The organism is Deltaproteobacteria bacterium (genome assembly GCA_026712905.1).
GTDB lineage: Bacteria > Desulfobacterota > Binatia > UBA9968 > JAJDTQ01 > JAJDTQ01.
The window spans coordinates 1-14,023 of record JAPOPM010000257.1; the positions used below are offsets into that span (position 1 = coordinate 1).

The 14,023-nt window shown below is 61.0% G+C and carries 13 protein-coding genes; 4 read left to right on the plus strand and 9 right to left on the minus strand.

All coding sequences use genetic code 11. The annotated features are described in order from the left end of the window. Both OXF11_21475 and OXF11_21480 read left to right on the plus strand, forming a co-directional pair. Positions 1-324: hypothetical protein (locus OXF11_21475; protein MCY4489660.1), on the plus strand; the 324-nt coding region annotated here is incomplete at its 5' end. Between the two features lie 238 nt (positions 325-562). After that, positions 563-1,285: a transposase gene (locus tag OXF11_21480; protein MCY4489661.1), complete on the plus strand. Its 723-nt coding sequence runs from the start codon at positions 563-565 to the stop codon at positions 1,283-1,285. A gap of 681 nt (positions 1,286-1,966) precedes the next feature. Here the strand turns inward: OXF11_21480 and OXF11_21485 are convergent. From OXF11_21485 to OXF11_21515, 7 genes are all read right to left on the minus strand, one after another. Continuing rightward, complete coding sequence (locus OXF11_21485; GenBank protein MCY4489662.1) at positions 1,967-3,322, minus strand: hypothetical protein; 1,356 nt, start codon at positions 3,320-3,322, stop codon at positions 1,967-1,969. A gap of 54 nt (positions 3,323-3,376) precedes the next feature. Further along, positions 3,377-4,453, minus strand: a complete 1,077-nt coding sequence (locus OXF11_21490; GenBank protein ID MCY4489663.1) for a response regulator transcription factor — start codon at positions 4,451-4,453, stop codon at positions 3,377-3,379. A gap of 46 nt (positions 4,454-4,499) precedes the next feature. Then, a complete protein-coding gene (locus tag OXF11_21495; protein MCY4489664.1) occupies positions 4,500-4,961 on the minus strand; it encodes a hypothetical protein in 462 nt (153 codons plus the stop codon). Beyond that, positions 4,958-6,436, minus strand: a complete 1,479-nt coding sequence (locus OXF11_21500) for a tripartite tricarboxylate transporter permease (GenBank protein MCY4489665.1) — start codon at positions 6,434-6,436, stop codon at positions 4,958-4,960. The genes OXF11_21495 and OXF11_21500 overlap by 4 nt, the downstream gene beginning before the upstream one ends. Positions 6,437-6,537: 101 nt before the next feature. Further along, on the minus strand, positions 6,538-7,533 hold the full coding sequence (locus tag OXF11_21505) for a tripartite tricarboxylate transporter substrate-binding protein (GenBank protein ID MCY4489666.1): 996 nt from the start codon (positions 7,531-7,533) through the stop codon (positions 6,538-6,540). A 32-nt stretch (positions 7,534-7,565) separates the two neighbouring features. After that, positions 7,566-7,862: a hypothetical protein gene (locus OXF11_21510; protein ID MCY4489667.1), complete on the minus strand. Its 297-nt coding sequence runs from the start codon at positions 7,860-7,862 to the stop codon at positions 7,566-7,568. Then, entirely contained in the window at positions 7,859-9,295 is a 1,437-nt protein-coding gene (locus OXF11_21515; GenBank protein ID MCY4489668.1) for a UbiD family decarboxylase, read from the minus strand. The genes OXF11_21510 and OXF11_21515 overlap by 4 nt, the downstream gene beginning before the upstream one ends. A 600-nt stretch (positions 9,296-9,895) precedes the next feature. On the opposite strand from OXF11_21515, the gene OXF11_21520 reads away from it, so the two are divergent. Continuing rightward, positions 9,896-11,194 carry a hypothetical protein gene (locus OXF11_21520; protein ID MCY4489669.1) on the plus strand — a complete coding sequence of 433 codons (1,299 nt, stop codon included), beginning with the start codon at positions 9,896-9,898 and terminating at the stop codon, positions 11,192-11,194. Positions 11,195-11,893: 699 nt separating this feature from the next. On the opposite strand, the gene OXF11_21525 is transcribed toward OXF11_21520, so the two are convergent. Both OXF11_21525 and OXF11_21530 read right to left on the minus strand, forming a co-directional pair. Further along, entirely contained in the window at positions 11,894-12,244 is a 351-nt protein-coding gene (locus OXF11_21525; protein ID MCY4489670.1) for an ATP-binding protein, read from the minus strand. A 113-nt stretch (positions 12,245-12,357) separates the two neighbouring features. Continuing rightward, positions 12,358-13,272: a hypothetical protein gene (locus tag OXF11_21530; protein ID MCY4489671.1), complete on the minus strand. Its 915-nt coding sequence runs from the start codon at positions 13,270-13,272 to the stop codon at positions 12,358-12,360. Between the two features lie 520 nt (positions 13,273-13,792). Between OXF11_21530 and OXF11_21535 the strand changes: the two genes are divergently transcribed. Further along, on the plus strand, positions 13,793-14,023 hold a 231-nt coding region (locus OXF11_21535), incomplete at its 3' end, for a hypothetical protein (protein MCY4489672.1).

The window sequence follows — 14,023 nt, forward strand, 5'->3', positions numbered from 1 at the left end:
GTACTGTTTTGTCTTGTTGTTCTATGCACTTCGGTTTCTGCGGCGGAGGTCAAGCCACCTGCGACGACATGTGTCGAGGCGTGTGCTGAAATTGCCAAGAAGCTAGCCGAACAGGAGCAAAAATCGGCCCAAAGCCGTCAACACGAGACTGGTGCCTCGGAAGCCACTGCCGCGAGCCAACCCGCACTCGTCCCCGACCCCCTTTGTATGATGATAAGTTTCTCGAAGATTCCGCGGGGGCTGATGCCGTTAGCTTTTGCCGAACTCGACTGCCCCGACCGCTACCCCAACTGGTTGTTAGCAGTGTGGTTTGGAGGAATATAGCTCCGGTCCAACCAATTCTTAGATGTGGTGTGACGGCCTTGCGATTTCATCCTTAGTTGGAGGGTCGTCTTGGGTAGCTTGTAACCGCCCGAAGCGGTATGCTAAATGGCGACAGTAGTGTCCGACGCGGTGGTATGTGGTGGGCTGTAAGTCACTGAAATGCCGGATGATTTGTGCGCTCTGCACAGCAGCCGCTGGCAAGTTGTCCCTAGGAGTCTGCGCCGTAGAAGAGGGCGGCATGGGAAAGAGTATGAAGAGGGGCGGGAGAAGGCAAGGAGAGGAAGGAGAGGGGAACTATCCAGTGTATGAACCAGGGCAGGGATTGTTAATGCCGCCGGATTTGACGGAATGGGTACCAGCGGGACACTTGGCGCACCACGTCAGCGACTTGATGGACGTGCTGGATTTGGGGGAGTTTTACGAGGGGGACGGGTGGCGGAACCGACCTTACGAGCCGTCGATGATGTTGAAGTTTTTGAGATACGGGTACGCGACAGGGGTCTATGCTTCGCGGAAGATAGCGAAGAAGCTGGACGAGGACGTAGCGTTTCGGATGTTGGGAGCGGGGAACTATCCGAAGCACCGGACGATCCGGGAGTTTCGGCCGCGGGAGGACCGGTTGGCGGCGATTGCGGCGGCGAAGAAGCGCTTGGAGGAGGCGCAACGAGAGATGGATGAAGCGCGAGGGGGCAGGCCTGGTGAGGAGCGCAACCGGAAGGGAGGAAGGCCGTACAACCGGGAGTATGGGCAACCGTCGGCGAAGGCTGAAAGCAATTTCACCGATCCCGAGAGCGGGTTCACGAAGATAAGCGGGGAAGGGTTCCAGCAGCGTTACAATGGCCAGCTGGTACTGGACGGAGAGTGCCAGATTATCGTGGGAACCCTTGGCCGCGTGCGCCCAAACCCCTGCGTAGGACGCGGGCCGTCCCACGCTCGCTCAAATCCCCTCCCATGGCCCTGAATTCCGAACGTTTCACCGCTACTCCACTCTGATCTTTATGCCTGCCGTCCCACAAAGTTGACGAGGTGCACCATGCGAAACATCTATAATAGCGCAACTATCGTTTGTCTTATGTTGTCTATCACAGGTGCTACAGCGGCTTCACGCCAAACCGTCGAAGACTGGGACAAACCGCCTACTGTTACGAAGGGCGAAGCGGTCGCGGGCAACGGCGCGGCTTGTGCTGCGGGTGCCGCATGTGCGTCCCTCGGAGATCCTATTGTGAGGCGCGTTTGTTTCACGGTCGTTCGCGACGCCGAAGAGCCGTCCGCCGCAGCGTGGGAACGCAAGGCTGGCGGTGCAATGGAGATATCTCAGACGACGTTCCGAGATGCGGCGATCGTCGTTCAGGCGCGAACCGGTTCACCGGTGGTGCATGTGGAGCGGTATGGCAACGTCTACTACGTTACGGTAAGTACGTCGCATGGTAATCAGACGCACTGCGTGGACGCCGGGACAGGGAAGTATCTAGGACGTTGTTGAGACGCGCGTCTGTCAATGGCAGGTATGGTCCGCGCCACGCGTCAAGGGTGTCGCTTCCGTGACGAGGCAGGTCGGTTGCAGGCATATATTCGGCCTTTTTCGATGGGCGCGTCCGCACGAACTTACGATGAGTGGATCTCACAAGACAGCCAACCACCTTCAAATATCGAGAGTCAAACGCGCGACAGCACCCCTCCCGTTTCTCCCACGTTCAATGCGGAAGTCTCCCCCGTACTTCTTCGCTAGGCCTTCAACGATTTTCAGGCCGTGACCGTCGCCGTTGGCATTGTGTTTGTCGTAAGGTTGCCCATCATTGACCACGACAATTTCCGCGGATTGTCCCTTTTGATCCGGGCCGCTTACGATTCGCCTGACAGTAACCGCGACAGGGGGTTCTCCGTGTTTGATGGCGTTGCCGATCAGATTGCGCAAAATGGTGACTGCGTCGTATTCGGATATTTGCTGTGCGATCTCGTCCTCGACCTCCACCACAATCGGTGTCTCGGTCGCTGTCCCTTCTTCCGCTGCAATCCGCTTCGCTGTCTTAGCGAGTTCCGTGACTTCCGCGACGCCGTCCCAGGCCAATACCTTCTTCCGCAACCAATTCGCCGCCGAGAGATGCGCGTTAACGTCCGCGATCGGGCACGCTAGTTGATCCCAGACGCGGCTCACTGTTGCTGTCTTGTCGGCCAAGCGTCTGACGGAAGGCCCATCCAAGTCGTGGAGGCCGTCCCAACTGATTGACCCCAAGCTGATACGCGCATCGTGAAGGTCCTTTTTGATCTTTAGCAGCAGCTCGGCGATGGATGCTAGGCTGTTGCCGGCTTGAGCTAGCCGCCGGCTCGAACGGGCTACGAATGCGGCAACCGCAAGGCTCAACAGAACTGTCGCGCTGTGGCCCCACGCCGGTAGGTAAGGATAAGAAGAATTGCGGTCATCAGTGGAGTCTACGACAAGGACGTCGTCCGGTGTAGGGGCTATGGCCATCAACCACACGAGCTCGTCGCCGTTCATCTTTTGAGCGGTGTAATGTCTTATTGAGCGGCTGTCTTCGTGAGCGAGCGCAAGGATATTATTTTGTAAGTGGTAACTCGCAAAATTGGCTGGGCCAGGTGTGTGATCACAGAGGGTCCGTTTCTCAGAGGGTAACGATACAATGACGAAATCAGTGCCGTCCGGCCGATATTTCACGCACAAGCTTGATAACGTGAACGGCCGTGTTGTTAGGGTGCCAAACTCACTGTTTTTCGCAAGCAAAAGCGTGGTCGTGAGGGGCTCTGCGTCTTTGTCGTGGGCAGACATCACCGTAGTGGCGAGGTCGCGTACGTACGTCTTCCCCCGCGCTTCGGTGGCGGCCAAGATTCGTTGTCGAAGGCTCGCAACAGTTTCTTCCAGCCGAGCGATGTCCCTATTGTAATCCCATGTACTGGCAATGACGGCCATTGTCGCGCACGCGGCGACTGTGTAGGCCGCCCAAGACAGAACAGCAACTCGACCGATGTGTGTGTTGAACATGCGCAAGCGTCCTTTCTGGAGAACTAGAGGTCGACTGCCGCCGAGGGCCGCAGGTCACAGGTCGGCAATGGTGAAGCAGTAGAATCCGGTATCCGTAAAGGTTCTGAGAGGGCCGCCTCGGCTACGGTTGATCTTGTTCCGCAGGGTCAGGAGCCGCGCGTCGAGCTCCGGGAGAGGCGTCATGTCGTTGGCGCCGTACACGCGTTCGTGAATCCACACGCGAGAGCGCATGACACCGGCGGAGCGCATCAGTAACTCCAGAATTCTGCATTCGAGTGATTGGAGCTGGATGATCTCGGCGTCTTCGCCGCGGACCACCAAGTAGCTGGTGGGAATCTCAAGTTGATAACGGCCCACGATCACGCGGTCGGGATCGGTGGTGAAAGAACGCCTAGTTTCGGACGGCAACCGGAAACGGTAGCCGGCGTTCGTTACAGCCTGGATGGGTTTTATCTGCTTGTCGGGGTCGAGGGCGTGGCGCAAACGGAGAATATATTGATGGACTAGGTCCCGTTGTTTTTTGCTGAGCGGGGTCTCGGGGTACAAGTCGTCGTCCGTCACGTTCTGATCGTGGATGAGGTCGTAGATCTGAGCTGAGGGCACGACGCGGCCAGGGTGTTGCATAAGGCATTCCAGAATACGGCTCTCTCGTGCACCCGGGTCGATCGGTGCATCGTCACGATAGAGTCGACTTGCCAACCTATCGTATTTGTAAGGCGGACAAATTAACATGCGGGTAGGTATGATCATATTTCGCAAGCGGTCGCGGACCTCCCACAACCAACCACGACCGGGTCGTTTCTCGATGTAGTCATCGGCGTAGTCGAGAGGAGAGCCACCGATGGAGCGGCTGACGTCGTCCTTGGCGACACTGATGGGCATTGCGGTCACGACCAAGACCGGGAAATAGTAGTCTTCGTTGCGGGATTTCCGGATGAAAGTCATACCGCCGTAGCTCGCACCCTTGAGGGTCAGGTCCACGACTGCGCCGTCGATGGCATTGTGGCGGACGAAAGTGAGAGCGTCCTCGCCGGTGGTTGTCTGAATTATCTCGTAGCCAGCGTCTTCCAAAAGCGTCCGGAAGGCTTGGAGTGTCGAGAGATCATCTTCTACGATCAGGATTCGCATCATAGACTCCCTTCGATCGGGGTTGGTGGTACCTTACCGAAGGGCGCGTTCAAAGTAGCGGCAGAATGGCGCCGAACAGCACGCCCTCGAACAGGGTCCGTTGCAGCACCAGTGCCAGGCCGACGTATACCAGCGCCCACACCGTCACGGCCGCCACCGCGCACCGGGTCCAGGAGAGCCGGGCGAAGCTGCGCAGGAAGAGCAGGATGTAGATGGGGATGGTGGGTTGGAAGCCGATGAGGATCACCAGGCCGCAGAAGACCCCCAGCCAGGCGACGATGGGAGCGGCCTTGTCCCAGGGCGCCACTTCCACGGTGTCGTCGGGCGCCGCGCTCGGGGAGAGCAGCTCTCGCCCGAGGCAGAACAGGACGAACGCCAGGGTCGGGATACCCAAGACCAGGGGCACCAGCCCGCCTTGTCCATCGAAGCCGAAGGACGGGATGACCACCACCAGCGCCACCGCCAGGTAGAGCAGGTTGACGATCACGTAGCTGTAGTTGACGCGCTTCATGTCGTCGAGCGGGTGCGCAGCCGCGTGATCACCGGGATCGCCACCATGATCAGGATGAGGATCCACGAGATCAGGCTGTTGAAGAAGCCGAAATAGCTGCCGTCGTGGATGCGCAACGTCAGCAGGAACGACTTTTCCGCCAGGTTGCCCAGCACGAAGCCGATGACCAGCGGCAGGATCGGTACGCCCGCCCGCCGCATGGCGAAGCCGAACACGCCCAACAACACCACCAGCACCACGTCCCAGATGTTCTCCCGCAGGATGTAGGTGCCCGCGAGCGCCACCACCGCGATGATGGCGGACAGGTAATGCACCGGCACCCGGGTGATGATGGCCAGGTAGCGGGCGGCCAGCAGGCCGACGATGCTGGCGAAAGCGTTGGACACCACGTAGCCGTTGAGCAGGGTCCAGATGAAGATGGGCTTGTCCAGGATCAACTGCGGTCCCGGCGAGATCCCGTGCATGATGAAGATGCTCAGGAGCAGGGCCATGGCCAGGCTTCCGGGAATGCCGAAGCTCAGGGTGGTCAGCAGCGCGCCGCCGTCCTTGGAGTCGTTGGCCGCCTCGCTGGCGATGACGCCTTCGGGATGGCCCGTGCCGAAGGCTGCCGGGTTCCGGGAGGACTGCACCGCCACGGTGTAGGCGATGAGGTTGGCGGTCTCGCCGCCCACGCCGGGGATGATCCCCACCAGCGTGCCGATGGACGAGCTGCGCAGCAGGCAGACGGCGTAGCGGAAGTTCTCCATCACCCCCTGCCACGCGCCGCGGATGCTGGCCTGGATGTTGTCGCGGGCGATGGTGCCGCCCTGGGCCGAGTAGTTGATCAGCTCGCCGATGGCGAACAGCCCCACGAAGAACGGGATCAGGGGAATCCCGTCCCACAGGTACTCGCTTCCCATGGTGTAGCGGATCAGGCCGGTGGGCTCGTTGAGACCCACCAGGGAGAGCAGGATGCCGACGCCGCCGGCGATGAGCCCGTTCAGGAGCGAGCCCTGACTCACCGTGGCGGTGGTGACCAGCCCGAACACCACCAGCCAGAAGATCTCCGGGTGGCCGAAGGCGATCACCAGCGGCCGCATCACCTGGATCAGCAACGCCAGGATCAGGAGCCCGAAGAGTGCCCCGAGGAGGCACGCCCCCGCCGACAGTCCCAGCGCCCGCGCCGCCTCGCCGCGCTTGGCCATGGGGTAGCCGTCGAAGCAGGTGGCGGCGTTCACCGGAGTGCCCGGCGTGTTGAGCAGGATGGCGCTGATGGAGCCGCCGAAGGAACTCGCCCCCATGATGCCCGAGAACAGGTAGACTGCGGTGATGGCGTCCCAGGTGAACGTGAACGGCAGCAGCATCGACATGGCGAGGATGCCGCCGAGACCCGGTACCGCGCCGAAGATCAGTCCGATGACGCTGCCGAACAACAGGGTCAGAATGACGTGCGGCTCCGAGATGGTGACCAGGGCGCCGCCGAAACCCTCAAACATGAACGCGGGTGTCCTGTGTCACGGGAGCGCCGAGGTCCGGAAGAGTGAGGCGCGACACGGTCCGTCAAGCCGGGACCGCGTCGCGCCACCATGGGCAAGGATCACTTGATGTACTTCTTGAGCAGCGGGGTGTTGTCCCCCACCAGGGCGATCATGTCGGCGATGAGCTTGGTGGTGTTTTCCCTGCTCAACGGCGCGACGATGTTGCCGTTGGCCTCGATCCTCTCCTTCAGCGCCGCGTCGTTGTTGACCTTCACCAGGGCCGCTTCTATCACGGACGCGATGTTGGCCGGGGTCTTGGGCGGCAGCGCGTAGAGGTTCTGACCCACCAGCGAAGCCGATCCCAGTGCCGCGAACCCCTGTTCCACGCCGGTCGGAATGTCGGGGAACTTGGGATGCCGCTCCGGCAGGTAGACGACGACGGCCTTGGCCTCGCCGGACTGGATGGCCGTGGTCCAGCGCTTGGTCAGCGGCAGGTTCGTGATGGTGATGTCGCCGCGGATGATGCCCGTGATCAACTCGGGTCCCTTGAAGCCGGCGATGAATTCCACCGGGAAGCCCACGAGGTTGGCGGTGATGACGGAGATGGGGAACGTGTTCCCACCGGTTCCGGTGATGCCCGCCTTGATGGGCTTCTTGGCCGTCTTCATCTGCTTGAGCGACGTCCACTGGTCCTTGCCCGCCTTGGTGGTGGCCTGCATGAAGTACGGGTTGGACACCTGGCGTCCGATCCAGGTGAAGCTCCGCAGGTCGGGCTTCATCCCCCGCGCCACCTGGTTGACGGCCTGTCCGGGCAGGTTGATGGCGGCCATGGTATGGCCGTCGGGCTTGGCCCGGTTGAGGATGGTCACGGAGTTTCGGCCCCCGGCGCCCGGCACGTTGCGGATGAGCACCGGGACCCCCAGCATCTTCGACATGACCTCGCCCTGGAGTCGGGCGGCGGTATCCATGGCGCCCCCCACCGAGAATCCCACCAGGATGGTGATGGGCTTGCTGGGCTTCCAGTCCGCGGCCGAGGCCGGCGTCACCGCCAGCGCCAGCGACATGGCGATGAGCGCCACCAGAAATGCTTGGAACAACGATTTCGGAATTCGCATCAGGGGCTCCTTTCGGTTTGACGAGGATCTCTTCACGAAAACACCTTCCAGACGATGGCCATGGTGAAAGCGAGATTGAAGCCGATCATCCACTTCAACAGAACCAATTGCCCCTCGATTCGTTGGGTGTCGGCCTTGGTCGCCAATTGCGTTTCGATGGCTTCGGCGAACGCCTCCTTCTGCGCTTCGGCGAAGGCGACGGCCTGCCTGTGTTCAAGTCCCGCCTCTTCAAGACGTTGCGCGAACTTCAGTGTATCGAATGTCGTGAGACTCATGGTGTTTGCAGCGGTACAGCACCACCGCGCGTGAAAAGTCTCGCACTCCTTCAATCTCCGGTCAAGGTCTTCGGTGATCGCAGCAGCGATGGGTCGAACGCCTGCAGCAGCCCATCCAGCCGCACCTCCCGCACCTTGTCCTGGGGCGGGCGCGCCCGCTGTGGGTACTGCACCGGCGGCGCCGGCTTGGTGGCGTCCATGATCATGACCGCGCCCATGACCGGCTCATGGGTGCCGTCCACCCTGTAGTTCCAGTTGGACGGCAGGAGGTCGCCCGGCCCGTTCCAGTCCGGGATCGTGAGCACGTCCTCGTCCGGGCGCATGCGCGTGCCGATGGCCCAGGTCACCTCGGGCTCGTGGAACACGTTAACGTCGTCGTCCACCACCACCACGCAGCGCAGGTTCTCGGGCTCGGTGGCGATGGCCGCCAGGGCCGCGCGCTTGACCTCGGAGTCGCGGGTCTTGCGGATGGAGATGTAGCAGTGGGTACGCGCGTGCGCCGGCACGTTGACGTTGACGACGCCGGGGACGGCCTCGCGCACGCGCCGGTAGATGGTGCCCATGCGCGGCAGGCTGCCCAGTACCAGGTGTTCCTGGCCCGCCGGGAAGACGTCGTAGTAGATGGGGTTCCGGCGCATGGTCATGGCCGACACGTGCATCACCGGCTGCGCGCCCACGCTCACGTAGTAGCCCGTCCATTCGCCGAAAGGGCCTTCGAGGCGGGTCTCGTCCGGCAGGAGCCGCCCCTCTACGACGATCTCCGCGTGGGCCGGCACCATGAGGTCCACGGTCTCGGCCTTGACTAGTTCGATGGGCTCCTGCAGGAGCGCGCCGGCCTCGGCGAACTCGCCGCCGATGCCCGGCAGCCGCGACACCGCCCCGAGCATGAACGTGGGGTAGTGCCCCACCACCAGGGCGAACTCGGTTGGATCGCCGCGTTCCGAGTTGCGGCGGTAGATGTAGCCGCCGTGGTGGCTGCCCTGGATGTAGACCCCGAGGGTGCGGGGATCGTGCACCTGGTGGCGGTAGAGCCCGGCGTTCTGGGTGCCGGTATCCGGGTCCTTGACGATCATGCCCCCGCCGGTGATGTAGGGACCGGCGTCGAGCTCGTTGTGGCAAGGGATGGGCAGGGCCGAAAGGTCGGCCGCGTCGCCCTTGAGCACCACCTCCTTCACCGGCCCGTCGGTGACGGTCTGCGCCTGTATCGGCCGGGCCTGCCGCTCGCCGTAGACCCGCACCATGTCGTGCACATCGGTGCCCAGCGCCAGCGCGAGCCGCTCGTAGGTGGCCGTGAGGTTGATCACCAGCGGCATGGAGGCGCCTTCCACGTCGGTGAACACCAGCGCGGGAAACCGCCCGTCCTCCGCCAAGCGCTCGGCGATGGAGGTGATGTCGAACCGTCGGTCCACCCGCCGGGTGACCATGTGGATCTGGTCCGGCGCCGATGCCGCAAGCTGCTCGATGAAGGCGCGCAGGTCTTTCGCCATTCACTTCCTCCCTCTTCCCTGGATCGACAGCGCCATGCATTCTTCCATAGCACAGCCGGATGACTTGTTCACGAAAGCGCATCACCGCGGTGTGTGACCGTGGTCCTTGTGGGACCACCTCCGAAACCCGGACCCTTGCGCTCCTGGTGCTGGCAGGGAGACTTCGCGCGTAGCCTAGGCAAACCAGGGTTGATCGATTTCGGCTCGTTAGGTATCTTCCGGTTCGGAAAACTTGCGGCTTCAGGGAAATACGGTCAGGTTGACATGAGACAAACTGGCCGCGCCCGCGCGTGTGGGCGAGAAGAGGGGGTCTCCATGTGGTCTGTGGCGCGGTCTCTCTGCATGCTTTCCGTGTTGCTGCTGGTCGCGTGTGCGACGGGTTCCGGGGGTCCCGGCCCGACGGGGTTTGAGCCCGTCCCGCGTCAGGCCGACCCTGCTGCACGCCATGCACCGGTCAATGAACTCCGTGCGCGCTTTCATGCTCTAATCCCTGATCTTCTGTACGTCGGCGCGAACGTCCTCCAAAGAGTCTCGCCTTATCTAAGCGGCTACCCTTTGGTTCTGGAGTATGGGACAGTGCGGGACGGGACCGGTCAGACCGTGGAGTACCTCGTCCATGATGCAGGTGCCGATGGCCATGTCCGGCGGTTCGGGGAGAAGCCACCTATCGTTCTTGTAGCCGAGGGGGCTACGCAGGAAATGGTACAGGACACGATTTGGGCGGTTCAGGCAATCAACGCCTCACTCCCGGACACTTGGCAGTTGCGATTCGCCTCCGAACCTGCGGTGGCGAACGCCGTAAGGCCACGGAACGGTGAAATCGTGGTCGAATTCCAGCCGCGCGAACAGTGGCCGGTGGACCCTCCTCCCGAACCGGATGCCGAGGGCCTTTCGCAACGGTTCGAGACGCGGGATCGCTCGGAAATCTTGTCCGGTCATGTCTGGATAGACGCTGGATGGTGGCGCGCCAATGGCATCCACCAGCCCCAGCCCCGTCGGGCTCGCATCGTACACCAACTCCTGCAAACCCTCGGCCGAAATCCCGTGGACGGGACGCTGTTTCCCAATACAGTCATGAAGAACCCGCCAGACCGAGTCCCCTGGCACGTGCTACACCGTCTCGATCGAGAAGCTCTGCTCGCCGTGTACGGATGGCTGGAGCCCGGTACACGGACAGAGACGATATTCGAGGAATTGGGGGCTTGGTCGGAGGAGTCGGTCCATCTGGTCGGCAAGCTCGTCATCCCGAGTGGAGACCCTCCTTGTGTGGACTACTCTGACTGTGCCTCTTTGTTACCGCCTATCCGTATCGATTTCGGTGTCGCGGCGCGGAACGGGTTGGTACAACCGTGGGTGACCGGACTCCATTCGCCGGATCTCAGGAAGGATCCGTGGTCGTCCGATCGCGTGCTGACGTGGTCGGGTTATCTCTTGGGATTCACACCTGCCAATAGATCGGTAGCGGGGGCGGCGCGCTTGACGGTGGATACCGAGTCTCTGGATGGGGAGCTTGAGCTCAGTGATCTGGAGTCGTGGACCGCGAAGCCCGGAGCGTTCTACACCGGCGTCCGGTTCGGCACCGGCAACCCTTGGGGAGACGGCAACCTCGAATACACCATCACGGTACGCGGGAACACGTTCGTGCAGACGGGTGGCGATGAGGGCGTGGTGACCGGAGTATTCATGGGTCCGTACCATAACGGAATGGGCGGCGTATTGAAACGGGAGGATCTCACGGCCGCGTTCGCGGGAGAACGGCCATATACTCTCTTGGATTCCCTCCCGCCTTGCCCGCCGCTTTGTCCATTCCGAGCAAATGAGCCCAGTCGTCTTTCGTACCCTGAATCCCAGCGAGCGCAACTTTCGGTGGTCCCGGTTGCGACCCCTGCCGGTCCCTGAAATTCCCCGGCGATGCCATAGACGGTAGGTTTCCGGAGAGACTGCCCCATAGGAACCTGCTTTGCTCCGCCGCTTGGTGGGGACCACCCGGTCATGGTGCTCAAACCGTCGCTGTCGTAGGGGGCGCGATAGCACGGGCCGACGCCCAGCGTCCACGGTTGTATTAGGCCGTTTCGCGCTGAGACGCCGAATATGACAGGTAACAAAGCAGTTTCGCACTCCGCGTTTATGGGGCACGGGACTGCGAAACCGTCCACCAGATTTCTTGACTCCTCCGACCAAGGCCCCAGTCGTTCATGCATCTGATCTGTAGTTGTACCGGGTCCAAGCCATCCGTACACAGCCAGCAAAGCCTCGCGATCCAGGGGGTGGAGCACATACACAGCACCTGCTTCAGGTGGCTCGTTCATGATTGTGTTGGGAAACTGCGTGCCGTCCAGTTGGTTGCGGTCGAGCGTGTGCAGGATTTCGCGAAACAGGGCGCGATCACTTCGGTACCCTAGTGGTGCCTGGTGGACGAGGACCGGTGAATGACTCCCAGGTGGCCTTCGTCGAGTTACCCACGACCGGCAGCGATCTCCGCCTCTGACGCCATGCGCCCGAAGACTCGAACTCACACTCGTGAAGTCTGAAGAAGCCAGTCCATCCTGTCAATGGCAACCGAAAACTGCACACTTAACCGGAACCAACCGAAGAGCTTCAGATCTGCACTGACGCCCTTCTCGGAACTGTGCAGTTTTCGATTGCCAAGAAGAGCACGGCGCCGTCCTGGGTGACAGGCAGGTAGCCGATCTCGTCCACCACGAGCAAAGCGGGATGGGTGAGGACCCGCAGCCGACGGGAGAGATTACCGGCGGTCTTAGCGTCCATGAGCGATTCGATCAGTCCCGCCAGGGTACCGTAGTAGACGCGACGGCCGGACTCGGCGGCGACGACGGCCAGGCTGATGGCAAGATGCGTCTTCCCGACCCCTGCGGGCCGAGAAAATCGTGGATCTGGCCAGGCAGGAGCCACCGCTGACCAATCAGGCCGGGCCCTCGAAAGCATCATCCTGGTCTTCCTGGCCGTATCCGCCATGAGCGGAAGCACGATGCGGAAGTATGTACTGTGCTGACAGGAGGCGTTGGTGAGGGCAGTCTGCCGATCGAGTCGAACCGCGGCATTTATCGTCGCGCCCCGTACGCACCGAACGTGTCGCCTCTCCTGAAGACCCCACCTACCTCGGCATGGTCCGTGCCGTAGAAGCGTCCGTCAACATGTCCCCAAATGTCGCGGTGGTGGAACGCGCCGCTTGTGTCTACGGACAGATCCCACCATTTCAAGTCGAACGTCGACATGTGGGTATCCAGGGTCTCCACGTTGGTGAACAACACATCCAGATCGTTGCGGCCGACATCGTACACCAGGGTCGCATCTCCGCGAATCACGTGATCGTTTCCGCTACTGTCCCTTTCCCCACCTATCATCAGGCCCCGCCAGGTAGCGTTGCTGGAGGGCCTTGAGCCGGTGTCGTTGCCCACGGACGCGCCGTAGCCGAGGGAAAGCCCGTCAACGGGTACACCCGTCGGCAAAGTCCCGCTCCTGATGGTCTCAAAATACATGACGAAAACATTGTGGCGGAGCCACGCCCCATAGCTTCTGGAATCGGATGGAAAGCCAAGGAACTCACCTTCTCCTTGGCCTTGAACAAGGAAGACCCCGTCCTTATCACCCACCCCGGAGTAGTTCAGACCCACTCCTGAGTAGTTCAGCTTGGCGTCAAGGCCGAGATCCCGGGTGTCGCTGATATCCCAACCCCACCCGAGGCCGCCCCCGGCATCTGTGTCGCAGTACGTCGCGCTGAAGCAAATGGTGGGAATGGAGACCCCGACGTGATCGCTGACGAGAATCGAATCTGCAACGGTCAACACCCGGTCCACCGCGGGACGGATGATCGAATCGGAAAAAGTAGGCCGTTGAATGCCCGGGATCGGATCGGGATCAACTGGGGGGAGTGTGGGGTTGGGGCCCCTCTGCTCACCACCGCCGCACGCTACAAGAAACAGAACCAGTACAAGCGACCAATTGGACTTCATCATGGGCACGCCTTTCTTAGGCTACCTGCAGGTCCGTGGATGGGCACCCCCAGGGGCTGTTCTTCAAGAAAACTCTACATTTCAGGAAGGTGATCAATAGCGGTCGTTCGTGTCGAGTTCCGGCGGTTTGACGTTAACGGCCGAAAACGTGTTCATACATCAGGCGTACTGAAATGGCGTGATTCCCGGCGAACTCACGCAACAAAGCTTTTGTGGGCCATCGCTCGTCAGAAAACGTCCTTTGCCGGAACCAGAAACCCTCGGTTCTTTCCTATCACCCCATCTTCCAAATCCGAATCATAACAATTGTTCAGAGGTGGCCCAACATACGAAGGTGTGTCTCCTTTTGTCAAGGGAGCGAATGGCCCTTTCTGGTTCTGGCGGAGTGACACCTGTCACCTTTCTTTGCGTTCCTTGGGTCGATAGATTGCAGACCGGATGCCTTCAGCACGTCTGCTGGCGACCCTTACTGTTACGTTGTTATTCCCAGGGGGTCGTGAAAGGCAAGAACAGGAGCGGTACATTGACCAACACCGAAGATCTGTCGCCGCCGTCCTTCAGTGGCACCGTGGGACCATCGCAAACTTGGTACGAAGGTCAGGAAATCACGCATCTAGTGTACCGTCTCATAAATAGCTTTACAACGATTGATTTTCTCCATAATGGCTTCGACCGAAGCGGTCCAGATGAAAGGAGTGGGCTGTTGGTTATTGATGCGGACGTAGTCATGGATGGCCTGGATGAGTTCCGGGAC